Annotated in this window: 14 protein-coding genes and 2 pseudogenes; 7 read left to right on the forward strand and 9 right to left on the reverse strand. The window is 61.6% G+C overall.

What is annotated here, in order from left to right; all coding sequences use genetic code 11:
- The first annotated feature begins 4 nt into the window (after positions 1-4).
- Positions 5-1,231, forward strand: a complete 1,227-nt coding sequence (locus tag HMPREF0326_RS08580; protein WP_008684560.1) for an LL-diaminopimelate aminotransferase — start codon at positions 5-7, stop codon at positions 1,229-1,231.
- Positions 1,232-1,417: 186 nt separating this feature from the next.
- On the forward strand, positions 1,418-4,036 hold the full coding sequence (gene adhE / locus HMPREF0326_RS08585) for a bifunctional acetaldehyde-CoA/alcohol dehydrogenase (RefSeq protein WP_020990445.1): 2,619 nt from the start codon (positions 1,418-1,420) through the stop codon (positions 4,034-4,036).
- Between the two features lie 137 nt (positions 4,037-4,173).
- Here the strand turns inward: adhE and HMPREF0326_RS08590 are convergent, their stop codons facing one another.
- Positions 4,174-5,913, reverse strand: coding sequence for a HAMP domain-containing methyl-accepting chemotaxis protein (locus HMPREF0326_RS08590; RefSeq protein WP_020990446.1), 1,740 nt, complete (start codon positions 5,911-5,913; stop codon positions 4,174-4,176).
- 697 nt (positions 5,914-6,610) lie between these two features.
- On the opposite strand from HMPREF0326_RS08590, the gene HMPREF0326_RS08595 reads away from it, so the two are divergent.
- From HMPREF0326_RS08595 to HMPREF0326_RS08610, 4 genes are all read left to right on the forward strand, one after another.
- The gene (locus HMPREF0326_RS08595) at positions 6,611-7,717 is read left to right on the forward strand and encodes a glutamate synthase (RefSeq protein WP_008684549.1); all 1,107 of its coding nucleotides are present in this window, start codon (positions 6,611-6,613) and stop codon (positions 7,715-7,717) included.
- The gene (locus HMPREF0326_RS08600) at positions 7,705-9,336 is read left to right on the forward strand and encodes a glutamate synthase-related protein (protein WP_008684548.1); all 1,632 of its coding nucleotides are present in this window, start codon (positions 7,705-7,707) and stop codon (positions 9,334-9,336) included. The genes HMPREF0326_RS08595 and HMPREF0326_RS08600 overlap by 13 nt, the downstream gene beginning before the upstream one ends.
- A 21-nt stretch (positions 9,337-9,357) precedes the next feature.
- Positions 9,358-11,652, forward strand: a complete 2,295-nt coding sequence (locus HMPREF0326_RS08605) for an FAD-dependent oxidoreductase (protein ID WP_008684547.1) — start codon at positions 9,358-9,360, stop codon at positions 11,650-11,652.
- Positions 11,653-11,795: 143 nt separating this feature from the next.
- Positions 11,796-13,574, forward strand: a complete 1,779-nt coding sequence (locus HMPREF0326_RS08610; protein WP_008684546.1) for a formate--tetrahydrofolate ligase — start codon at positions 11,796-11,798, stop codon at positions 13,572-13,574.
- A 316-nt stretch (positions 13,575-13,890) separates the two neighbouring features.
- Here the strand turns inward: HMPREF0326_RS08610 and HMPREF0326_RS17605 are convergent.
- The 4 genes and pseudogenes from HMPREF0326_RS17605 to groES form a co-directional block, all read right to left on the reverse strand.
- Positions 13,891-15,063, reverse strand: a pseudogene (locus tag HMPREF0326_RS17605) (methyl-accepting chemotaxis protein); the annotation flags it as partial.
- 72 nt (positions 15,064-15,135) lie between these two features.
- Positions 15,136-15,717: pseudogene (locus HMPREF0326_RS17610) on the reverse strand (cache domain-containing protein); the annotation flags it as partial.
- Positions 15,718-16,376: 659 nt separating this feature from the next.
- On the reverse strand, positions 16,377-18,023 hold the full coding sequence (gene groL, locus HMPREF0326_RS08620; RefSeq protein ID WP_008684543.1) for a chaperonin GroEL: 1,647 nt from the start codon (positions 18,021-18,023) through the stop codon (positions 16,377-16,379).
- Positions 18,024-18,065: 42 nt separating this feature from the next.
- Positions 18,066-18,353 carry a co-chaperone GroES gene (gene groES, locus HMPREF0326_RS08625; protein WP_008684542.1) on the reverse strand — a complete coding sequence of 96 codons (288 nt, stop codon included), beginning with the start codon at positions 18,351-18,353 and terminating at the stop codon, positions 18,066-18,068.
- 813 nt (positions 18,354-19,166) lie between these two features.
- Between groES and HMPREF0326_RS08630 the strand changes: the two genes are divergently transcribed.
- On the forward strand, positions 19,167-20,369 hold the full coding sequence (locus tag HMPREF0326_RS08630) for an alkyl/aryl-sulfatase (protein WP_232224941.1): 1,203 nt from the start codon (positions 19,167-19,169) through the stop codon (positions 20,367-20,369).
- Between the two features lie 72 nt (positions 20,370-20,441).
- Here the strand turns inward: HMPREF0326_RS08630 and HMPREF0326_RS08635 are convergent, their stop codons facing one another.
- The 4 genes from HMPREF0326_RS08635 to HMPREF0326_RS08650 all read right to left on the reverse strand — a co-directional run bounded on the left by HMPREF0326_RS08635 (position 20,442) and on the right by HMPREF0326_RS08650 (position 23,262).
- Positions 20,442-20,873 carry an ACT domain-containing protein gene (locus HMPREF0326_RS08635; protein WP_008684540.1) on the reverse strand — a complete coding sequence of 144 codons (432 nt, stop codon included), beginning with the start codon at positions 20,871-20,873 and terminating at the stop codon, positions 20,442-20,444.
- Positions 20,874-20,902: 29 nt separating this feature from the next.
- Positions 20,903-21,112: a twin-arginine translocase TatA/TatE family subunit gene (locus HMPREF0326_RS08640; RefSeq protein ID WP_008684539.1), complete on the reverse strand. Its 210-nt coding sequence runs from the start codon at positions 21,110-21,112 to the stop codon at positions 20,903-20,905.
- Between the two features lie 124 nt (positions 21,113-21,236).
- Positions 21,237-22,163 carry a D-alanyl-D-alanine carboxypeptidase family protein gene (locus tag HMPREF0326_RS08645; RefSeq protein ID WP_009301387.1) on the reverse strand — a complete coding sequence of 309 codons (927 nt, stop codon included), beginning with the start codon at positions 22,161-22,163 and terminating at the stop codon, positions 21,237-21,239.
- A complete protein-coding gene (locus HMPREF0326_RS08650) occupies positions 22,156-23,262 on the reverse strand; it encodes an AI-2E family transporter (protein WP_008684535.1) in 1,107 nt (368 codons plus the stop codon). Before HMPREF0326_RS08650 ends, HMPREF0326_RS08645 begins: the two co-directional genes overlap by 8 nt.
- Between the last annotated feature and the right edge of the window lie 206 nt (positions 23,263-23,468).

The following is a 23,468-nucleotide window of genomic DNA, read 5'->3' on the forward strand; positions in this document are numbered from 1 at the left end:
CGGCATGATTACGATCAATACGAATTTTCTCAAGCTCCAGAGCAATTATCTTTTTGCCGACATTGCGCGCAAGGTCGCGGATTTTAAGGATTCCAATCCCGACAGCCGGGTCATCAGCCTGGGCATCGGCGATGTGACGCGGCCCCTGGTTCCGGCTGTCATCGAAGCCCTGCACAAGGCCGTGGACGAAATGGGCGACGCCGCGCATTTTCACGGCTACGGCCCGGAACAGGGCTATGACTTCCTGCGCGATCTGATCATGGAGTATGATTACAAGGCGCGCGGCGTGAACCTGAGCCCGGACGAAATCTTCGTCAGCGACGGGGCCAAGTCCGACGTGGGCAATTTTCAGGAGCTCTTCGCCCAGGACAGCATTGTGGCCGTCACGGACCCGGTCTATCCGGTCTATGTGGATTCCAACGTCATGGCCGGGCGCGCCGGGGAACTGGTCAACAAGCAGTGGAGCAGGCTTGTCTATCTGCCCTGCGTCAAGGCCAACAACTTCGTGCCGGACTTTCCCAAGACCCGGCCGGATATGATCTACCTCTGCTATCCCAACAACCCCACGGGCACCGTGCTCAATCGCGCGGCCTTGCAGGGCTGGGTGGATTATGCCCGGCGCGAGGGCTGCGTGATCCTCTTTGATTCGGCCTATGAGGCCTTTATCCGCGATCCGGACGTGCCGCACAGCATCTACGAGCTGGAGGGCGCGCAGGAAGTGGCTGTGGAGTTCCGCAGCTTTTCCAAAACCGCCGGTTTCACGGGCCTGCGCTGCGCCTACACCGTGGTGCCCAAGGCTCTGCAGGTCAGCGACGGCAAGGGCGGCAAGGTGGGGCTCAACGGCCTCTGGAACCGCCGCCAGTGCACCAAGTACAACGGCTGCCCCTACATTGTGCAGCGCGCCGCCGCCGCTGTGTACGGCGAGGAAGGCCGCCGTCAGATCGAGGGCGTGATCAAGGGCTATCAGAGCAACGCCGCTCTGCTCAGCGCGGCCATGAAGGAAATGGGCCTGGAAGTCTTCGGCGGGGTCAACGCCCCCTATATCTGGGTGAGCGTGCCCAAGGGCATGGATTCCTGGGGCTTCTTTGACCATCTGCTGCACTCGGCGGCCTTGGTCTGCACGCCGGGCGCGGGCTTCGGCGCCAGCGGGGAAGGCTATGTGCGCCTGACGGCCTTCGGGTCGCTTGAGGATACGGAAGAAGCCATCCGCCGTATGCGCGAACTGCGTTAAAAACCGCTTCTGACGGCGACAACGGACAAGATGCAAAAAAAGGGGAGGGCGGCCTCCCCTTTTTCGTGTCGTGTTTCAGGGGCGCCGGCGGAGTCCGCACTCTTGCCCGGCTCGCCACGGCAGGGCAGAGTGCTTATAGTATATTGAATGAAGCTAACATCTGAACCGCAACGCACTGAGGCAGATATGACCACGAGCACACAACAACTGGACGCCATGATTGAGCGCGTCCGCGCCGCGCAGGCCGTTTTCGCCCGCTACGACCAGGGACAGGTGGACGCCATTTTCCACCACGCGGCGGCCGCCGCCACTTCCAAGCGTATCGCCCTGGCCAAAATGGCTGTGGAGGAAACCGGCATGGGCATTCTGGAGGACAAGGTGATCAAGAATCACTTTGCCTCGGAATACGTCTACAATAAGTATAAGGACAGCAAGACCTGCGGGATCATTGAGGACGACCCGGTTTCCGGCTATCGCGAAATAGCCGCGCCCCTGGGGCTGGTGGCGGGCATCGTGCCCACCACCAATCCCACGTCCACGGCCATTTTCAAGGCCTTGCTCTGTCTCAAGACCCGCAACGGAATCATCTTTTCGCCGCATCCGCGCGCCAAACGCAGCACCAGGGCGGCGGCCATGATCATTCTGAAGGCAGCCGTGGAAGCCGGGGCCCCGGAAAACATCATCGACTGCCTGGAGGAACCCTCGCCGGAACTGACCCAGCACCTCATGAGCCACCGAAGCGTCAACCTGATTCTGGCCACCGGCGGGCCGGGCATGGTGCGCGCGGCCTACAGCTCCGGCACTCCGGCCATCGGCGTGGGCGCGGGCAACACGCCGGTGATCATCGACGCCACGGCTGACGTCAAGATGGCGGTCAATTCCATCCTGCTCAGCAAGACGTTTGACAACGGCATGATCTGCGCCTCGGAACAGACCGTGGTGGTCGAAGCCGCCATTGCCGACGCCGTGCGCGAGGAATTCATCCGGCGCGGGGCCTGGTTCGCCGACGAGGGGCAAAGCGAGGCCCTGGCCAAAACCCTCTTTCTGGACGGCGCGCTGAACAGCGCCATTGTGGGGCAGTCCGCCGCGCGCATCGCGGCCATGGCCGGGATCTCCCTGCCGGAAAGCACCAAGGTGCTCATTGCCGAGCGCCCGGCGGTCAGGCCCGACGATCCCTTTGCCCACGAAAAACTTTCGCCGGTGCTGGGCTTTTACCGCGTGCCGGATTTTCCGGCCGCCGTGGACACGGCCCAGAGCCTGGTGCTGCTGGGCGGGGCCGGGCACACCTCGGTGCTCTATACCCGCGAAAGCAACGCGGAGCATATCCAGGCCTTTGAGGACGCCATGACCACCGGGCGGGTGCTGGTCAACATGCCCGCCTCGCAGGGAGCCATCGGCGACGTGTACAACTTCCGCGTCGCGCCGTCCCTGACGCTGGGCTGCGGCAGTTGGGGCGGCAATTCCGTCAGCGAAAACATCGGGGTGAAACATCTCATGAACGTCAAGACCGTGGCCTGCCGCCGTGAGAACATGCTCTGGTTCCGCGTGCCGCCCAAGATTTACTTCAAGCTCGGGGCGCTGCGTCCGGCATTGGAGGAATACAAGGACCGCCGCCGGGCCTGCATCATCACGGACACGACCATGGAACAACTGGGGCACGTGCGCAAGGTGAGCGAAGTGCTGGAAAACATGGGCATGGAGGTACGCGTCTTTTCCGGCGTGCAGCCCGATCCGGACATCGCCACGGCCCAGAAAGCCCTGGATATGGTCAACGCCTTTCAGCCGGACATGTTCATTGCTTTGGGCGGCGGCTCGCCCATGGACGCGGCCAAGATCATCTGGCTGCTCTACGAGGTGCCGGACATCAGGTTCGACGACATTGCCCTGCGCTTCATGGACATCCGCAAGCGGGTGGTCTCCTTCCCGGATCTGGGCAAAAAGGCTGTGATGGTGGCCATTCCCACCACGTCCGGCACCGGCTCGGAAGTGACGCCCTTTGCGGTGATCACCGACAACCGCACCGGCGTCAAATATCCGCTTGCCGACTACGCCCTGACCCCGGACATGGCCATTGTGGACCCGGAATTCGTCATGGACCTGCCGCCCTCGCTGATCGCCAATGCGGGCCTGGACGTGCTGACCCATGCCGTTGAGGCCTACACCTCCACCCTTGCCACCAATTTCGCGGACGGCCAGGCCATGGAGGCCGTGCGCCTGGTCTTCAAGTATCTGCGCCGCTCCTATGCGGGCGGCGAGGAACGGCTGATCCCGCGCGAAAAAATGCACTACGCGGCCACCATGGCGGGCATGGCCTTTGCCAACGCCTTCCTGGGCGTCTGCCACTCCCTGGCGCATACCCTGGGTTCCTATTTCCATCTGCCGCACGGTCTGGCTAACGCCATCCTGCTGTCCTACGTCATCGAGTACAACGCCACGGACACGCCCACCAAGCAGGGCATGCTGCCCCAGTACAAATACCCTTGGGTCAAGGGCCGCTATGCCCGCATCGCGGACATGCTGCATCTGGCCGACGACGTGGAGGGGGACGGGCCCGATGCGCGCGCGGAAAAGACAGCCCGCCTGGTGCGGGCCATCGAGGCTCTCAAGTGCGACCTGGGCATTCCCGCGTCCCTGCGCGAAGCGGGCATTGCGGAAGCCGATTTCCTGCAAAAGCTGGACGAGATGGCCGAACAGGCCTTTGACGACCAGTGCACGGCTTCCAATCCGCGTTATCCGCTCATCGCGGAACTCAAGGAGCTATACCGCAAGGCCTATTACGGCGAGCCGCTGGCTTCGTCGGCATAAAAGCATTGCGTCCGGACTGAAGCGCGCCCCGATGCGGCAAACATCGGGGCGCGCCGTTAAGGGCGCGGGTTGTCCAGACCGCGCCCGCTTGCGGCCGAGGGAGGAGATGAAGAGCCTCCCGGCCGCAAATTTTTTTGTTACGCCGCTTTCAGCTCCCGGATCAGGTCCGTGAGGCCCTGGGCCTGGGCGGCTAGGTCGGACACGGCTTTGGCCGCCTCGGCCATGGCCGAGGCGGTCTGCCTGGACATGTCGTTGACCTGAACGATGGACTGGTTGATCTCCTCGCTGGCGGCGGACTGCTCCTCGCTGGCCGTGGCAATGGCGTTGACCTGATCCGCCGTGACCTCCACGGTGGCCACGATTTCTTCCAGAGCCGCGCCGGATTGCCCGGCGAGCTCCGTGGCCTCGCCGATGCGTTCCACGGCGTTGTCCACGCCGGTCATGCTTTTGGCCGTGCTTTCCTGGATGGCCTTGATGGCGTTGCCCACGTCATTGGTGGAGGCCATGGTCTTTTCGGCCAGCTTGCGCACCTCGTCGGCCACCACGGCAAAGCCGCGTCCGGCCTCGCCCGCGCGGGCCGCTTCGATGGCCGCGTTCAGCGCGAGAAGGTTGGTCTGGTCCGCTATATCCGAGATCACGCCCATGATCCGGGTAATGTCCTGGGCGTGCTCGTTGAGCTGGGTCATGTCATTCTTGAGGGCCAAGGACATCCGGTGCACATCCTTAATGCTGCGCACGGCTTTTTCCACCACCTGGGCCCCGGCCTCGGCCTTCTGTTTGGTTTCAGCGGAAGCGCTGGAAGCGGAACCGGCATTTTTGGCCACTTCCTGGACAGTGGCGTTCATTTCGTTCATGGCCGTGGCCGCTTCGGACAGACGCTGGGCGGATTCGGCCGCGCCCCGGTCGGACTGTTCGATCTGGGCCGAAAGCTCGGTAGAGGCCGAGGAAACCACGCCGCCCACCTGTTCCAGCTTGTCGGCGGCCACCAGCATGGCTTCGGTCTTGGTCCGGGCTTCCTGGCTCGCGGCCTCGGCCTGGGCCATGGCCTCTTGGGCTTTGCGGGACTGCTCTTTGGCGTTTTCCGACTCGCGCTGGGCGCTCTCGATATGTGTCTTCAGGGCGTTGACCATTTCCACAATGGAACCGTACACGCCCAGTTTTGCGCCCCCGTCGTCCACATCGTAGTCGCCGTCCACCACGCGCCGGGCGATATTGTTCAGCTCGCCGGGGTCCTTGCCCAACTGGCGCAAGGTATTGCGCACCAACAGCAAGGTCAGGATAACGGCTATCAGCACGGCGGCCACCACCAGACAGATGCCCAGCAGCCGCGAATCGTCATATGCGGCGTCGCCATCGGCATTGCTCTTTGTGATGGTGCCGTTGACCGCCGCCACCAGATTACTGAGGCCTTCGCTCATCTTGTCATATTCCACACGCGATTCGCCGGACATCATGGCCAGGGCTTCTTCAGTGTGATTTTCACGGGAAAGGGAGAGCACTTTCCGGCTTACGGCGCGATACGCTTCACGGGTGGCCAGATATTCCTGAAAGGCCTGCTTGGCCTGAGGACTGACAAGCAGCCCGTCAAGTTTTTTGATACTCTCGGCGATAATGTCCGACCACTTCCCCTGTCTGGCTTCGTATTCCCGCATTTGGGCCGCATCGGTGCTGTAGATGTGCAGGATTTCGGCCATGCGGTATTCCGAAGCCGCGTTGTTCATTGCATCCGCGTTCGCCAGACTCGGAATCAGCCGGTCGGCCATCAGGGTGGACACGTCATTGATTTTGGCCATCTGCACGATCAGATACACGCCCAGAACACCCATGAGCACGGCCAGAAATCCCATGCTCATCGCAATTTTCGTCGAGAGCTTCATAATCCACGTACCTCCAGATAACAGGTGACAGATTGGGCCGCCAGCACGTTTCGGGCGGGAAAAAGCACGCCAACAAAAAAGCAACCGTCGCCCATGGACAAAATATCCAGGGCGACGGTTGCTCCCGACGAGGAAAATGTTGCTGACTTCAGATAATGAAAAAGCCTACACAGTCTCTCTCTCTCTCTCTCTCTCTCTCTCTCTCTCTCTCTACGCCGCAAACGCGCGGCTCTGAAAGAATCGAGATATCGGAATTGCGGGCAAGAAACATGGCAGTCATCCGGGTAAAGAGCGGTGAGAACCTGAGGTTTTGCGCCGAGCCCCACGACCCGGCTTCCATTGGCGTTGCCGATAGCCTATATTGCTTATCGGTAGGCCCTTTTACTTCTTAAGTCCATGCGGGATTTTTTGAGGCCCGGAAGTCCATTTTGGGCTTGCCCATCAATCCGCTTTGTTGCAGAATTATTTCCCCCCCCTTATAGGCCGGAAACTGTCGCCAGAACGGTTTCCACGGTCTTTCAGACCGTGTTCGGCCGGCCGGAGCTCCGGCGACAGGCATTCGCGTCTCCTTTGCGGAGCGGCCGCGAAGCCGTGTGAATCCACGCCCCCCTTACCCGGGAGCTTATGCCAGCGTTACGGCGGGCCGCGTATTGCGGACCGGCCTGCGGCTGTGGCGCTTTTTCGAGGTAGGAAAACTATGTGTAGAATCGGTTCCGTCAAAAGCAGGACGCCGGTGCATCCTTCCGTGGCGCTCAATCTGATGCTGCCCCAGCAGGAAGGGCACGACAATTCGGGTTTTGCCATGGTCATGCAGGATCTGGACGGCGTTTTCAGCCATTATAAGGACAAGCCTCTGCTGTCTCTGGCCTGTACCCCGCAGGGCGTGCAGCTGGTCAACGATTATATGGAGGAAAAGGGGTTCGTGCAGGTGGCCCAGTGGGTGCCCGAAGTGGACAGACAGCCGGGCCTGAAAATCGAGGCCATGCCGCGCTATGTCTTCCGCAATTATGATTATCCCGAAATCTACCGCTACCGCAGCCGGGAAGAGCGCGAAGACCTGCTGCTGGACACCCGTCTGGCCCTGCGCCGTCTGCTGGACGAGGGCAACAACGGTTTCGTCTATTCTTTTTGGCCCGACGTGCTGACCCTCAAGGAAATCGGCGACCCGGCGGACATTGCCGCCTATTTCCGACTCTGGAACGACGACGGCCGCCTCACGGCCCGCAACATCGTGACCCAGTGCCGCCAGAACACCAATTACGACATTGTGCGTTACGCGGCCCATCCTTTCTTTTTGCAGGGCTACACCCTCTGCGCCAACGGCGAAAATACCTTTTTCACCAAGAATACGGAGTTTCAGAAGTCTCTGCACCGGGGCTACATCGGTTTTGAGTCCGACTCGCAGAACTTCCTTTACACCCTGCATTACGTGCTGCATGAGCTGCACTGGCCCATCACCTACTACAAGCACGTCATTACGCCCCTGCCCTTTGTGGAGGCGGAAAAGCGCGCGGACCGCGAGGTGCTCGGCCTGATCCGTGAATCCCTGGCCCATCTGGAGATCAACGGCCCCAACGCCGTTATCGGCCTGCTGCCCGACGGACGGATGCTCGCCTGCTGCGATTCCAAGAAGCTGCGGCCCGTGGTGGTGGGCGGCGACGACAACATGGTGGCCGTGGCCTCGGAAGTCTGCGGGCTGAACGCCGTTCTGCCCGACCGCGATCCGGCTCTGGACATTTACCCCCATGAACGGGAAATGGTGGTCATCGACAACGATCTGGCGGTGCGGCGATGGAATCAGTAAAAACCCAGGACGTCAGCGTCAACGATCTGCGCTGGACCATCGAATATCACGCGGAACGCTGCACCATGTGCGGCTCCTGCGTGGCGGCGTGCACCTTCAATGCCATTGAGGCCGGGGTTTCGCACCGCAGCGTGACGGTTTCGCGCAAAGCCTTTCCCGAGCCTGCAGCCGAGCATTTCGCCCTGCCCGTGATCAGGCAGAAGACCCGCATCGAACAGGCCTGCGTGGGCTGCGGCATGTGCGAAAAAGTCTGTCCCAACAGGGCCATCCGGCCGGTGCGCAATCCGGATAACCGCTTTCCCGTGCTGGCGCGCGCCCACGGCCCGGTCAAGCGCGGCGGGCGCAGCAATCTCGCCACGCCGCGCACCCTAGACGCCGTCGTGGTGGGACGCATCAGCCAGATGACCGACCCGGCCCTGGACTCGGAGCGGCACACCTTTGACATCCGCTCGCCCCTGGGCCGCGTCATGCTGGCCAGGGAACTGCCCCTGCGCGTGGACGGCGAAAGCCTGGTGCTCGAAGGGCGCACTCCGCCGGTGCGCTGGATCTATCCGGCCATTTTCAGCGACATGAGCATCGGCGCGCTGTCCACCAGGGCCTGGGAGGCTCTGGCCCTGGCTGCGGCCTATCTCAACGAGAAGTGCGGCATGCCCGTGCGCATGAGCTCGGGCGAGGGCGGCATGCCCATCAAGCTGCTGGAGTCAGAACGGCTCAAGTACATGATTTTGCAGATCGCCTCCGGCCATTTCGGCTGGAACCGCATCATCAAGGCCATGCCCCGGATGAAGACCGACCCGGCGGGCGTGCTGATCAAGATCGGCCAGGGAGCCAAGCCCGGCGACGGCGGGCTTCTGCCCGCCGCCAAGGTGGCCCCGCACATCCAGGCCATCCGGGGCGTGCCCAAGGCCACCCTGCATTCCCCGCCCAACCATCAGGGCCTGTATTCCATTGAGGAATCGGTGCAGAAAATGCACCTTTCGCTCAACGCGGCCTTCGGCTTCCGCGTGCCCGTGGCCATCAAGTGCGCGGCCTCGGCCACTTCGGTATCCGTCTACAACAATCTGCTGCGCGATCCCTACAAGATCTGCGGCGGCTTCTTCCTTGACGGCATCCAGGGCGGCACCGGCGCGGCCAATGAGGTCTCCCTGGAGCATACGGGACATCCCGTCGTCTCCAAGCTGCGCGACTGCTATCAGGCCGCCGTGGCCCAGGGGCTCCAAGGACAGATTCCCCTCTGGGCCGGAGGCGGCATCGGCATGACCGGCAATGCGGCGGCCGACGCCTTCAAAATGATCTGCCTGGGGGCCAACGGCGTGATTCTGGGCAAGATCCTGATCCAGCTGCTGGGCTGTGTGGGCAACGAGCACGGGCGCTGCAACGCCTGTAACACGGGCAAGTGTCCCACAGGCATCTGCACCCAGGACCCGCGTCTGGTCAAACGCCTGGACGTGGACCGGGGGGCCCAGAACATCGTGGACTATATGCTGGCTTTTGACGCGGAACTGCGCAAGCTGCTGGCCCCGGTGGGCAACAGCTCCCTGCCGGTGGGGCGTTCCGACGCCCTGGTGTCCATGGATCGGGCGGTGGCCGACAAGCTGGGCATTCAGTATGCCTGCTAACCATACGATGAGGAATGGAATATGCTGCGCGTAAGCACGGTGCACGATCACGAACGCATGTCCACCCAGGATCTGCTGCTGTCCCTTGAGGCGGCGGTGGAGCGGGGCGAGACTGATTTTTATATTCAGGCGTCGGGCCAGCACGACATCGGCGGCCCGCTCTGGAACCGGGAGGGCAAAAAGCTGCGCTTCACGGTCAGCAATCCCGGCCAGCGGGTGGGCTCCATGTGCCTGCCCGACACGGAAATACTGGTGGAAGGACCGGCCCCGGCCGACGTGGGCTGGCTCAACGCCGGAGGGCGCATTGTGGTGCGCGGCGACGCCGGAGACACGGCCGGGCACTGCGCCGCGGCCGGGCGTATTTATATCGGGGGCCGGGCGGGCGCGCGCTCCGGCTCGCTCATGAAGCACGATCCGCTCTACGAGCCGCCGGAACTCTGGGTGCTCAAGAGCGTGGGCAGCTTTTCCTTTGAGTTCATGGGCGGCGGCAGGGCTGTGGTCTGCGGCTGCGAAAGCCGGACCCTGCCCTCGGTGCTGGGCGAGCGGCCCTGCGTGGGCATGGTGGGCGGTGTGGTCTATTTTCGCGGGCCGCTGGGCTCTCTGCCGCCGGACGTGCGGGTGCGCCCTCTGGATGAGGGCGACGTGGTCTGGCTTGATGCCGGGCTGGATGATTTTCTTGCGGCCATTGACAGGCCAGGACTGCGCGAGGAGCTTTCGGTCTGGAAACACTGGAAAAAAATCGAGCCGTTGCCGTTTGAGGAGCGGGAACACGAGGAAATCCCCAGCCTTGCTCAGTTCCGGGCCACGGAATGGGTCAAGGACGGTATTTTCAGTGACGTCTGCCCCGACGACTTCGCGGTCAACGGCCTGGTGGCGCGCGGGGATTGCCGCCTGCGTGTGCCTGTGTGGGAAAATGCCCGTTTTGCCGCGCCCTGCGAATTTCATTGTCCGGCCTCCATCCCCAGCCAGCGCCGCTTCAATCTGCTGCGAGAAGGCAAGGTGGAGGAGGCCTGCCGTCTGGTGCTGGACTATACGCCGTTTCCGGGCTCGGTCTGCGGCGGCGTCTGCCCCAATCCCTGCATGGAGGGCTGCACGCGCAACGAACTGGACAGTCCGGTGCAGATCGGCAAGCTGGGCTCCTGTTCGGCGGACATCAGGCTGGAGAGCCCCGTAAAGCGCAGCGGCAAACATCCGGGCGTCATCGGCGGGGGCGTAGGGGGCCTCACGGCGGCCTGGCAGCTGGCCCGTATGGGTCATGAGGTTACGGTCTATGAGGCTGATGCCCATATGGGCGGCAAGCTGGAACAGGTCATCCCGCGCGAGCGCCTGAATCATGATCTGCTGCTCAAGGAACTCAAGCGCATTGAGGAGATGGGCGTGCATTTTGTCACCAATTGCCCGGTGGATGCCAAACGCTTCGCGGAACTGCGTAAAAAGCACGATGCCCTGATTGTGGCCACCGGCGGCCATGTGCCGCGCATTTTCCCCTGGCCTGGGCATGAAAAGGCCGTGGGCGGCGTCGACTTCCTCAAGGCCGTGAACCGGGGTGAAAAGCCAAGAGTACCGGAAAGCGTGGTGGTCATCGGCTGCGGCAACGCGGGCATGGACGCGGCCGCCGGGGCCTTTGCCATGGGCGCGCGTCAGGTGACCTGCATTGACGTGCAGCGGCCAGCGGCTTTCGCTCATGAGATCGCCCATATTGAAAGCCTTGGCGGCAGGCTGGTCTGGCCGGTGCAGACCAGGGAGATCACGGACAAAGGCCTGATCGCCCAGGACGGCACGCTGATTCCCGGCGAGATGGTCATCATCGCCATCGGCGAATCGCCGGACCTCTCCTTTCTGCCCGAAGGGCTGAAGAAGTTCCGCGACCGGCTGGCGCCCGGGGCCGATCTGAGCGTGATGGACGGCGTTTTCGCCGTGGGCGACGTGATCAGCCCCGGACTGCTGGTCCACGCCATCGGCACGGGCCGCCAAGCCGCCCTGGCCGCCGACGCCTGGCTGCGCGGCGAGAGGTACGCGGCCGAGCTCAGGGAGCAAGTGCCCGCGCTGCGGCTGCATACGGCCTATTTTGCCAAATATCACAGCCGGGAACTGCCCCGGCCCCTAGAGGATCACGCGCGTTGCGTCAGTTGCGGCACCTGCCGGGACTGCGAGATGTGCCTCAAGTCCTGCCCGGAAAAGGCCATTGACCGCAATGAGCTGAGCGGCGGCTTTGAGTATGTCTCTGATCCGGCGCGCTGCATCGGCTGCGGGATCTGCGCGGGCGTCTGCCCCTGCGGCGTCTGGGCCATGCGGGACAATCGGGCCGTGGCCTGACCGGCGGAAAAAGCCTCTTTTCGGCGCAAGCCCGGAACTTCGGTTCCGGGCTTTTTTCATGCGCCGCGCCGGTCGCTTTCCCGTCTTGACGGGTTCCGGCGCGGGCCGTACATTCCGGCTAGTTCATATTTCAAGGAGATCCCATGACGCTTGATCCCACCAAAAATCCTGACTGGAAAATCGCGCAGGATGCCGAATCACGCATGAAAACCGTGGAAACCCTGGCCGCTGAAATGGGCCTGGAATCCTCGGAGTTGCTGCCCTATGGGCACTATATGGGTAAAATCGAGCAGCAGGCCGTGCTGGAACGCTTGTCCGGGCGGCCCGACGGCAAATACGTGGACGTCACGGCCATCACGCCCACGCCGCTGGGCGAGGGCAAATCCACCACCACCATCGGCCTGGTCCAGGGGCTGGCCCGGCGCGGACTGCGCTCCTCGGCGGCCATCCGCCAGCCCTCGGGCGGCCCCACTATGGGCATGAAGGGCTCGGCCGCAGGCGGCGGCCTGTCCCAGTGCATCCCGCTGACGCCGTATTCGCTCAATTTCACCGGCGACATCCATGCCGTGGGCGCGGCCCACAATCTGGCCATGACCGCCCTGACCGCGCGCATGCAGCACGAGCGCAATTACGACGACGCCACCCTGGCGCGTCTTTCGGGCATGCGCCGCCTGAACGTGGACCCCACGCGGGTGGGCACGGGCTGGGTTATGGATTTCTGTGCCCAGGCCCTGCGCAACGTGATCATCGGCATTGAGGGCGACGGCCGTCGCAACGACGGTTTCATGATGCGTTCGCATTTTGACATTACCGTGGCCTCGGAGGTTATGTCCATTCTCTCCGTGGCCCGTGATCTGCGCGATCTGCGCGAACGTATGGGGCGGATGGTGCTGGCCCTGGACCGCGACGGCAATCCCGTGACCACGGCGGACCTGGAAGTGGCCGGGGCCATGACCGCCTGGCTGGTGGAAGCGGTCAAACCCAATCTGATTCAGACCATTGAAGGCCAGCCCGTACTGGTGCATACCGGGCCTTTCGGCAATATCGCCCTGGGCCAGAGTTCGGTCATCGCGGACCGGGTGGGCCTCAAACTCAGCGACGTGCATGTGACGGAATCCGGCTTTGCCGCGGAAATGGGCTACGAGAAATTCTGGAACCTGAAATGTCGCTACAGCGGCCTGACGCCCGACGCGGCGGTTATTGTAGCCACGGTGCGGGCGCTCAAGAGCCACGGCGGCGCGCCCCAGCCCCGGCCCGGCCGTCCCCTGCCCGAAGCCTACACCCGCGAGGACGTGGGCTTGGTGGAAGCGGGCTGCGTCAACCTGCTGCACCATATCGGCATTGTACGCCGCTCCGGCGTGCCCTCCGTGGTCTGCATCAACAAATTCCATACCGACAGCCCGGCGGAAATCGCCGCCATACGCCGCATCTGCGAAGCGGCGGGAGCCCGCGTGGCCGTGTCCGAACACTGGGAAAAGGGCGGCGAGGGCGCGCTGGAACTGGCCGACGCGGTCATGGACGCCTGCAATTCCGGCAAGCGGCATTTCATGCCGCTCTATGACTGGAATTTGCCCCTCACCGAGCGGATCACCTGCATTGCCCGCGAAATTTACGGAGCCGACGGCGTGGATTTTGAGCCTCTGGCGGCTCAGCGCCTGAAAGCCTTGCAGGAACGGCCCGACGTGAACGAACTGGGCGTGTGCATGGTCAAAACCCAGTATTCCCTGTCCGATGATGCGTCCCGCAAGGGCGTGCCCGCCTCCTGGCGGCTGCATGTGCGCGACGTGCTGCTGTTCGGCGGCGCGGGTCTGGTCTGCCCGGTCTCCGGCGACATCAGCCTGATGCCCGGCACGGGGTCGCATCCCTCGTTCCGCAACATTGATGTGGATGTGAACACGGGCAAGGTGACCGGCCTTTTTTAAGGCTTATAGTATTTGGAGCATTTCAACTTTGAAATGCTCCAACGAGGCTGCGAGGGCAGCCTCGCGCCACGAAGCCGTAAGCGCAATTTATTTGCGCTGTTGCCTCTCCCCGTTAGCAAGCCTTCGAGCTTTACAGACGAGGACAGCAGAGCTAAGCGGCGGAGTAAGCGTGTCTTTAGCTTTGGAATGCCCAGCATTTCAAAGTTAATCTGCTCCAGCTGTTATGCGGCGCATGTTCCGGCGCGCTGTCCGTCACAAAACACCCCGGCAAAGCTGACGCTCTGCCGGGGTGTTGCTGTTTATAGCGCTCGCGTGCTCAGCCGCGCTTCATGTCCTGAATCAGATCGGTGAGCTTCTGGGCCTGGACGGCCAGATCCGTGACAGCCTTGGAGGCTCCGCCCATGGCTTCGGCGATCTGCCGCCCCATGTCGTTGACCCGGAGGATGGACTGGTTGATCTCTTCGCTGGCGGCGGACTGTTCCTCGCTGGCCGTGGCAATGGCATTGACCTGGTCGGCCGTGACATCCACAGTGGCGACGATTTCCTCCAGGGCCGAACCGGACTGGCTGGCGTAGTCCGTGGCCTCTTCAATCTGGCGCACGGCGTTGTCCACGGAGGCCATGCTCTTGGACGTGCTTTCCTGAATGGCCCGGATGGCGTTACTCACGTCGTTCGTGGAGGCCATGGTTTTTTCAGCCAGTTTGCGTACTTCATCGGCCACCACGGCGAAGCCGCGCCCGGCGTCTCCGGCTCTGGCCGCTTCAATGGCCGCGTTCAGAGCCAGCAGATTGGTCTGATCGGCAATATCCGAAATGACGTTCATGATCTGGGTGATGGCCTGGGCGTGCTCGTTGAGCTGGCCCATGTCGTCCCTGAGCTCCAGAGAGAGCTGACGTACCTGCTCAATGCCGTGCACGGCCTTTTCCACAATGGCGGAACCGGTCTGGGCCTTTTCCTTGGTGTCGGCGGAAGCGGACGAGGCGGATGTGGCGTTTCGGGCCACTTCCTGCACGGTGGCGTTCATTTCGTTCATGGCGGTGGCCGCTTCGGAAACGCGCTCCGCGGCTTCATGCGCGCCCCGGTCGGACTGTTCAATCTGGGCCGAAAGCTCCGTGGAAGCAGAGGAAAGAATTTCCACAATGCCTTCAAGTTGGCCGGCGGCGGCCAGCATGCCGTCCCTTTTGGCGCTTTCGGCCTGCTGCCGGGCTTCCTCGGCCTCGCGCTGGGCCACAGTGGCTTCTTCCACGGCCGCAGTGGCTTCTTCGCTTTTCCGTGCTGCCTCGTCAATGCGTTCGCGCAGATTGCCGATCATCTGGCCCAGAGAGGCGTCCAGAGCGCGGATTTCGCGCGGGCAACGCGGATGCAGCTTGATTTTCGCGTCAAGCCGCCCCTTGGCCACTTCATCCGCCGCGCCGGTCAGTTGGCGCAGGGGCGAGCAGATCACCCGCGTCACGTACCAGGCCACAAGGATCATCAGGGCTACGATACCCAGGCAGATCCAGGCCTGATACATGGCATAGCGATCATTGCTTTCGGTCACCAGGGCGGCGATACGCTGCTGCTCGGCCTGCACGCTGTCAATGTACACGCCGGTGCCGATCAGGGCGTCGGTGCCGGGGATCAGGCAGACATAGCTCAGTTTGGGCTGGATGCCCGCGCCGGGTTTTTCAAAGCTGTATTCCACAAAGCCGCCGCCGGCTTTGGCGACTTCCATGAATTTCCGGACAAAGGGCACGCCGTTGGCGTCCTTGAGGTTGCTGCAATCCTTGCCGTTCAACGATTTGTTGATGGGCACGTTGATGCGCATGCCGTCGGTGGTGTAGGTGAAGTAGTAGCCTTCGTTATTGGGGAAAAAGCGCTGATAGTCGGTGAGTTGTTCGATGATGGCGTATTGTTCTTTCTTGTCCGAGACGTTTTTGAGTCGATTGGCCAGATTCTGCGCTTCCACTTCCACCGCGCTCTTCACGCCGTATTCATATTTCTGGCGCAGGGCGTCGGTGATCTGCGGCATGGTGACATCATTGAATACCCGCTGCGATATTAGAAAATTGGCGGTGAACAATGTCCCTATGCCGAGCAAAAAGATGCCGCACAGTACGATGATCCACATTCTGACATTCATGGATGTTCTCCTCTCTAGCATCCGTATCGCGCATCTGTTGATGCCAACCGGCGGCAACCAACCATGGAACGCTGGACAGGCGTTCCGTCCTAAGAGCAGGTTAACTTTGAAAATTGATAACAGGCGCCTTGGCCTCCGGCGCGGGCGTCCACTCTCGTGACCGCCGGGGCCGTTCAATTTTTAACGTTAAACTGCTCTAATATGCCCCGGTACGCACGGGAACCTCTACCTCCTGGGGATCGCCGCAGTACCGAAAGAGGCCGCAGGCCATGCAAAGAGCGACCTGCGGCGGATATGCAAATGCCCGTATGCGGGCGGACATATGTATTTGTCGGTATAATTAAAATTATCTTAATCCCTTCGGGAAAATTTTTCCAGTGCCGCAGGAATTGTTCTATGAACTTGTCATATGGATGAGGTATTCCGGGCCCTGCGGGCGCAGTGCCTTTTATGCCTCCCCGCCTTTGGGCCGCTTTACGGATGAAAACAGCAACAAGATAGGCGGCCCAAACGGCAACGAAGCGAAAACCAGAATGCCCGGAAGGCAGAATAAAACAACGGACGGAGAACAGAATGACCCTGTTACGGGGAGGGCGCGGACCATAAAAAAACAGCTCCCGCCGTGAGGCGGGAGCTGTTGTCTCAAAGCAATGCGGGCAAAGCCCGTAGCGGGGAACGGCTTAGTACATGCCGTCCATGCCGCCCATGCCGCCCATGCCGCCGGGCATGGCCGGGGCGTCCTTCTTGGGCTCGGGCTTTTCAGCGATGGCGCATTCGGTGGTCAGCAGCAGGGAAGCCACGGAAGCGGCGTTCTGCAGGGCTGTGCGGGTCACCTTCTTCGGGTCGATGACGCCAGCCTTGATCAGGTCTTCGTATTCGCCGGTGGCCGCGTTGAAGCCGAAGCCGTCTTTGCCGGCGCGGACCTTTTCCACCACGATGGAACCTTCGAAGCCCGCGTTGTGGGCGATCTGGCGCAGGGGTTCCTCAATGGCGCGGCGGATGATGTTCACACCGGCCAGTTCGTCGTCGTCAGCGGGTTTGATGTCGTTGAGGACCTTGGACACGCGGATCAGCGCGGTGCCGCCGCCAGGCACGATGCCTTCTTCCACGGCGGCGCGGGTGGCGTTGAGGGCGTCTTCCACGCGGTCTTTCTTTTCTTTCATTTCCACTTCAGTGGCGGCGCCCACATGCACCACGGCCACGCCGCCCACCAGCTTGGCCAGGCGTTCCTGCAGCTTTTCGCGGTCGTAGTCGGAGGTGCTGTCTTCGATCTGGGCGCGAATCTGCTTCACGCGGGCCTTGATGTCCTCGCTCTTGCCGGCGCCGTCCACGATGGTGGTGTTGTCTTTGTCAACAACCACGCGCTTGGCGGTGCCCAGGTCGGCCAGGGTCATGTTTTCCAGCTTGGTGCCGGTGTCGTCGGAAGCCACCTGGCCGCCGGTGAGGACGGCGATGTCCTGAAGCATGGCCTTGCGGCGGTCGCCGAAGCCGGGAGCTTTCACGGCCACAACCTGAAGGGCGCCGCGCAACTTGTTGACCACCAGGGTGGCCAGGGCTTCGCCTTCCACGTCTTCGGCGATGAGCATCAGCGGACGGTTGACTTTCGCCACCTGCTCAAGCACGGGCAGCATGTCTTTCATGCTGGAGATCTTCTTTTCCGTGCAGAGGATGTAGGGATTGTCCATCTCGCAGATCATCTTTTCGGCGTTGGTCACGAAATAGGGGGAGAGGTAGCCGCGGTCGAAACGCATGCCTTCCACCACATCCATGGTGGTTTCCAGGCCCTTGGCTTCCTCAACGGTGATGACGCCTTCCTTGCCCACCTTGGACATGGCTTCGGCAATGATGTTGCCGATGGTGGCGTCGGAGTTGGCGGAAATGGTGCCGATCTGGGCAATTTCCTTCTGGTCGCGGGTGGGCTTGGCCAGATTGGCGAGCTCGGTGATCAGGGCTTCCACGCCCTTGTCGATGCCGCGCTTGATAGCCATGGGATTACGACCGGCGGCCACCAGCTTGATGCCTTCATGGTATACGGACTGGGCCAGAATGGTGGCGGTGGTGGTGCCGTCGCCGGCGGCGTCGGAAGTCTTGGAGGCCACTTCCTTCACGAGCTGGGCGCCCATGTTTTCAAACTTGTCGTCCAGTTCGATTTCTTTAGCCACGGTCACGCCGTCTTTGGTGATGACGGGCGCGCCGAAGGACTTTTCAAGAGCGACATTGCGGCCTTTGGGGCCGAGAGTGACTTTAACGGCATTGGCAAGCTTGTCCACGCCGCGGGCGAGTTTTTCACGAGCTTTAACGTCAAAAAAGATTTCTTTAGCGCACATTTTCAGAGTTCCTCCTGGATGGTGATTCGGCAGAGATCGGGATTAGTCGATGATGGCGAGAATGTCTTCTTCGCGCATCACAAGGTGGTCGACGCCGTCCAGCTTGATTTCCGTACCGGCATACTTGTTGAAGAGCACTTCATCGCCCTTCTTCACAGCCATGGCGACGCGGGAACCGTTTTCCGCGATCTTGCCGGGGCCCACGGCCACAACCTGGCCCTTGGAGGGCTTTTCCTTGGCCGTGTCGGGGATGTACAGACCGCCGGCGGTCTTTTCTTCAGATTCAAGGCGCTTGACCAGCACACGGTCGTTGAGGGGTTTCAGCTTCATGACGTCAAATCCTCCCGGAAAAGTTTTTTATTGCCCTTACGGGCACGGGCGGCGGCCGAACCAGCGGACGCGCCGGAAATATTGCGCGTAATGGGCCGCAACGGGCGTTGTGCCGTTGCACCGCCCCGCACGGGCATACAGATAAGACAGTCTGGCGGCTTGAAAAGGGGCTGGAGCGATTTTTTTTTAATTTTTTTCCTGTAAAATTTAAAAATTATTTTATTTTAACAGGTTAACGCCTGTCCCCGTTTTCGCTTCAGCGAGCCTCAATGGACGCTCCGTAACGGTCGGCGTATTGCGCTCCCGGCGCGCCGGTCAAAAAATCCGCTGTGTTCTTCCCGTCCTTTGTCGATGAGGGAAATTGCATCCGTTCCGTTCCTGGGATACCATCCGCAGTTCAGGTACGTTGCCTATGAAAAAAGCCGCCCTGTTCCGTGCGAATTTTCCCGCACATTCTCTCCGGCGCAAAACGCATCAGGAGACAGAAAAATGCAAGTAAGGCGTCTTCTTGAAATTATACTTCTGCTGCTGCATGGCAGATGCGGCACGCTCAGAGAACTTTCAGAACACTGTTCCGTTTCCGTTGATGCCATCAAAAATGACATAGGCATACTGAAAAATTCCGGTATCCCCATACGCTGCTGTTCCGCAAGCGGCACCGTAAGCCTGCCTGAGGGTTTTACCCTCGAGACGATGTTCAAGCCCCGGCGGGAGCGGAGCGCCGAAATGTCGTATGCTCCACCTCTGCCTGATGGCGAGGGGTATCCCGGTTTTACGTATCCTCCGCAACACCGTCACATGGCGCCGGAGCGCATGCGCAACGAACTGGCCCCCGGCGTATACGCCTTTGTGGGCTACAGTTCCTCCAATTTCGGCGTCATCGCCTCTGAGCACGGCTATATTCTCATTGACGCCGGTGACGATTTGAACGGCGCGGCCGAGGCGTTGCGGGAAATCAAAAATCTGATTCCCGGCGGGGTTCAGGCCGTCATTCTTACACACAGCCATCCGGATCATCGGGGCGGAGCCGAGATTTTCCTTGAAGGGCGGCGGGATGTCCCCGTTTGGGGCCACGCGGACTTCGGGGCCGAGCAAAGAGCGGGCAGGGGGCTTGAGCGGGTCAGCGCCGAACGCGCGGCCAGGCAGTTCGGCGCGGGCATCCCTGACGCCGACTATCCGGTCAACTTTATGCTCCCGAGGTTTGCCGGAGGAAAGTCCGGGCCGCTGTTGTCGCCCAATATTTTTGTGACGGAAGACCGCATGCCCGTGCGCATTGACGGGGTCAACCTCGAACTCCACAGGATTCCCGGCGAAAGCACGGACCATCTCGTTGTCTGGCTGCCTGAACGGCAGGTGCTTTTTTCCGGCGATCACGTCTACCGCAGCTTCCCCAATATCTATCCGGTACGCGGCGGCGTTTACCGGGATGTGGAGCAGTGGGCCAAAGCTGTGCGCCGCCTAATGGACTTCAGGCCCAAGGCAATGATGTTCGGCCACAATGCCGTCCCGGCCCCGGATGAAATCCTTCCCATGCTGTCCGGATATGCGGAGGCCATTGAATATGTGTACGCCGAGACCCTTAAGGGCATGAATCAGGGCAAGACTCCCGACGAACTGGCCGCAAGCCTGCGCCTGCCCGGACATTTGCGGGATCAGGCGTATCTGGGGGAGTTTTACGGCGCTGTTCCCTGGGCTGTCCGTTCCATTTACGCCCACAAACTGGGCTGGTTTGACGGCAATCCCACTACGTTGGTTCCGTTGACGCCGTTGGAAGAAGCTGAGCGCATGGCGGCTCTGGCCGGTGGGAGTGGGCAGCTTCTCCGGGCCGCGCAAAATGCCCTGGCGGGCCGGGATTACCGCTGGGCGGCCAAGCTCGCTGATTACCTGTTGCAACTTGGTGAAACTGAAAACGGAAAAGCCGTCAAAGCCGCGGCACTGGAAGGATTGAGCCGCGACATCCTGCCGGTGGCGGGCAAGAATTACCTTTTGCGCTCAGTCCTGGACCTACGCAAGTAACTCCGGTTTCTCCATAATGAAAAATGCCTCCTGTTCAGGAGGCATTTTCGGGAATTCCTGAAACGGCGGTTGCTAATACTCGCAGAGCTGGTCCGCCGGAATGATGGTAAAGCCGTTGTCCCTGAGCACGTCCACAGCGTGATCCACCTTGTCGAAGCGGAAGATCATCACCGCGCTTTCCTGGTCACGCTGCACAAAGGCGTACATGTACTCCACATTGATGCCGTTACGCGAAACAAGCTGCAATACGGCGTCAAGGCCGCCCGGCGTATCGGCCACCTCCACGGCCACCACGCTGGTGCGGCCCAGAGTAAAGCCTTTTTCCTTGAGCACGGTTTTGGCCTTTTCATGATCGCAGACGATCATGCGCAAAATGCCGAAGTCAGAGGTGTCCGCCAAGGAAAGGGCGCGGATGTTGATGCCCGCCTCGGCCAGAGTGTGGGTGACTTCAGCCAGACGACCGGCCCGATTTTCCAGAAAAACGGATAATTGTTCAGCTTTCATGGCGGAATCCTTTATCAGTCGTAAGGGGCTCAGGCTTTGTGGGAGTCATCACCGGAAGAGGACTGGTCTTTTTTGTCCTTGGGGGTGATGTCGATTTCATCGGGTTCAGACGATGCGCGGCGGAAGTTGCGGATGGCCCGGCCAAGCCCGCCACCTATTTCCGGCAGTTTGTTGGCTCCGAAAATGAGCAGCACAACTACCAGAATAAGTAATAATTCCTGCATGCCAATGCCGAACATGCGGCAAGCCTCCGTTGGATGTTGGGCTGTAAAGCCAGTCTACTGTTATAGCATAAGCCGCCGCAGGCATGAGGTCAAGGCGGGCTCGCGGCGGGGCTTGTCTCTCGCCCCCCCTCCCGGAGGTTCAGCGCCGCCGTCCTAGGGCGCGCTGCACCTGTTTGGGAGAGGAGGGATGTCGGAAACCGGCTTCAATCAAACGCCGGGCCGAGATGTCGCGCCTGTCCTTGCTGTTGCCGCCCAGCACCACGGCCAGCAGGCGGGTCTTGCCGCGCTGGGCCGTGATCACGATGTTGTAGCCCGAGGCCACGGTCCAGCCGGTTTTCAGGCCGTTGACACCGGCCACGCTGCCCAGCAGGGCGTTGGTATTGCGCATGGTGCGGCCCCTGTGCAGGAAGAAACGTGTGCCGTGAAAACGCATGGCGTCGGGGTGCGCCTTGAGGTAGGCGCGGCTCAGCGTCATCATGTCGCGGGCCGTGGTTTTCTGCCCTGCGGCGGGCAGGCCGGTGGGATTCTTGAACAACGTGCGGCGCATGCCCAGGGCGCGGGCCTTGCGGTTCATCTGGCGCACGAAAGTCCGGCTGTTGCCGTGGACGTGCTGGGCCACGGTCATGGCCGCGTCATTGCCCGAGGCCACGGCCATGCCGGTAAGCAGGCGCACCAAGGGCACGCGTTCACCGGCGCGCAGATGCATGGACGAGCCGCCCGTGGCGGCGGCCTGGCGGCTGACCTTCACCTTCCGGTTGAGGGAAATACGGCCTGCCTTGACCGCGTCCAGGGTCAGAAACATGCTCATGAGCTTGGTCAGCGAGGCGGGCGGAATGGCCGTGTCAGCGCTTTGCTCATACAGCACGCGGCCCGTGTTCAGATTGACCAGAATGGCCGAGCGCACGGGCAGCGCGGCCCGTGCCGGGATGCAAAGGGACAGGGAGAGGCCCAGACAGAGCAGCAGGCAAAACAGCGCCCTGCGCGGGCGGCCGGAAAGGGCGTCGCACGGCCCTCGCTGGAGCCGCTTCGTTTGCTGCTGAAGCGCTGTGCTGCGGGAATTACTCATGGGTCCTGTAAAAATAGTTGGCTTCTTCCACCGCCTGCATGGCAAAAGCCAGCAGGACGGGCCCGGCAATGAGTCCCACCGGCCCGAAACTTGCCAGGCCGCAGAGGATGGCGAGGATCAGGACAAAGAAAGGGGCCTTGATGCCCTGGCGCAGAAACAGGGGCCGCAGCACGTTGTCCACGCCCGCCACGGCCAACATGCCCCAGAGAGCCAGGCCCACGGCGGCCATGGTTTTGCCGGTGAACCAGAGGGAAAGGCAGAGCGGCAGCCAGACCAGAGCCGTGCCCACCACGGGGATGGGGGCCACCAGGGTAGCCAGCATGCCCCAGAAAGCGGGCTGGTTGAAACCGGCCACGGCAAAGCCGATGCCGCAGAGAAAGCCCTGGGCCAGGGCTACCAGCACGATGCCCAGCATAATGCCCCGCAGGGCGCGGTGAATGGCGCTGATGAAGCGCCGCAGCAGAGCCTGCGGCAGATGGAATATCCGGCAGGTGACTTTGCGGATGCGCCGGGAATAGACCGTGAACAGCACCGTGAGCGTCAGAAAGAGAAAGGTGGTCCAGAACGCGGTCATGGTGCCGCCCAGAAAGCCGAAGCTCCGGCTGACCAGCATGGTCACGGCGTCGCCGAAAAGCGTGTCCAGATTGTGCAGGAAGTCGTTGACCGCCTTTTCGATGCTTGGATATTCGGTCAGGCTCAGCCGCCAGTGCTGGATATGCTCCACCCACTGGGGCGGCAGCTGAAAATTGTTGGCCTGGAGTTCGCGCAGCCGCGCCAGCCCGGCGACGGCCTGCGGCGACACCAGCAGGGCCAGGATGGCGATGGGCACGAACAGGCCGGAGAAAATGGCCGCGATATAGCTGCAGAGCGGCATGTGGTGCGAAAACCTGATAAGAAAACGCCGTCCGCGCGAGTCAGGCTCGCGGCGCTCCAGGCGGACGCGCCAAGCACTGGCCCTCTGCCGGAGGCGCCGGTAAAAGGGCAGGGTCAGGCAGGAAAAACAGGCGGCCATGAAGATGGTGATGGGGTTGGGCCAGAGCAGCAGATACCAAGCCAGCGCAGCCAGAAGGTAAAGCAGGCGCGGCAAAAATACGGTCATATATCAAGCCTTTGTGGGGCCCGAGCACCTTTCGCGGCACCGGGCGGTCTTGTGCGACGTTAGAGCATTTTCACAATGAAATTACTCTGTACTGTTAGAATGCTCAGCCTTGTGAAACAAGGCCCGCGAGATTTCCACAGGCGGGCTTTGCCCGTCGTTAAGCGGAAATCTCAAGCGTAATCTGCTTTAGAGAACGTGCAAACCTA

Source organism: Desulfovibrio sp. 3_1_syn3 (assembly GCF_000145315.2).
Lineage (GTDB): Bacteria > Desulfobacterota > Desulfovibrionia > Desulfovibrionales > Desulfovibrionaceae > Desulfovibrio > Desulfovibrio fairfieldensis.

Excerpts from the sequence above, each read along its gene's own strand:
- HMPREF0326_RS08600 (WP_008684548.1), top strand. The coding sequence starts at position 7,705 with ATGGAATCAGTAAAAACCCAGGACGTCAGCGTCAACGATCTGCGCTGG.
- HMPREF0326_RS08590 (WP_020990446.1), bottom strand. The coding sequence starts at position 5,913 with ATGAAGCTCTCGACGAAAATTGCGATGAGCATGGGATTTCTGGCCGTG.
- HMPREF0326_RS08580 (WP_008684560.1), top strand. The coding sequence starts at position 5 with ATGATTACGATCAATACGAATTTTCTCAAGCTCCAGAGCAATTATCTT.
- HMPREF0326_RS08650 (WP_008684535.1), bottom strand. The coding sequence starts at position 23,262 with ATGACCGTATTTTTGCCGCGCCTGCTTTACCTTCTGGCTGCGCTGGCT.
- HMPREF0326_RS08605 (WP_008684547.1), top strand. The coding sequence starts at position 9,358 with ATGCTGCGCGTAAGCACGGTGCACGATCACGAACGCATGTCCACCCAG.
- HMPREF0326_RS08595 (WP_008684549.1), top strand. The coding sequence starts at position 6,611 with ATGTGTAGAATCGGTTCCGTCAAAAGCAGGACGCCGGTGCATCCTTCC.
- adhE (WP_020990445.1), top strand. The coding sequence starts at position 1,418 with ATGACCACGAGCACACAACAACTGGACGCCATGATTGAGCGCGTCCGC.
- HMPREF0326_RS08645 (WP_009301387.1), bottom strand. The coding sequence starts at position 22,163 with ATGAGTAATTCCCGCAGCACAGCGCTTCAGCAGCAAACGAAGCGGCTC.
- groES (WP_008684542.1), bottom strand. The coding sequence starts at position 18,353 with ATGAAGCTGAAACCCCTCAACGACCGTGTGCTGGTCAAGCGCCTTGAA.
- HMPREF0326_RS08640 (WP_008684539.1), bottom strand. The coding sequence starts at position 21,112 with ATGTTCGGCATTGGCATGCAGGAATTATTACTTATTCTGGTAGTTGTG.
- groL (WP_008684543.1), bottom strand. The coding sequence starts at position 18,023 with ATGTGCGCTAAAGAAATCTTTTTTGACGTTAAAGCTCGTGAAAAACTC.
- HMPREF0326_RS08635 (WP_008684540.1), bottom strand. The coding sequence starts at position 20,873 with ATGAAAGCTGAACAATTATCCGTTTTTCTGGAAAATCGGGCCGGTCGT.
- HMPREF0326_RS08610 (WP_008684546.1), top strand. The coding sequence starts at position 11,796 with ATGACGCTTGATCCCACCAAAAATCCTGACTGGAAAATCGCGCAGGAT.
- HMPREF0326_RS08630 (WP_232224941.1), top strand. The coding sequence starts at position 19,167 with ATGCGCAACGAACTGGCCCCCGGCGTATACGCCTTTGTGGGCTACAGT.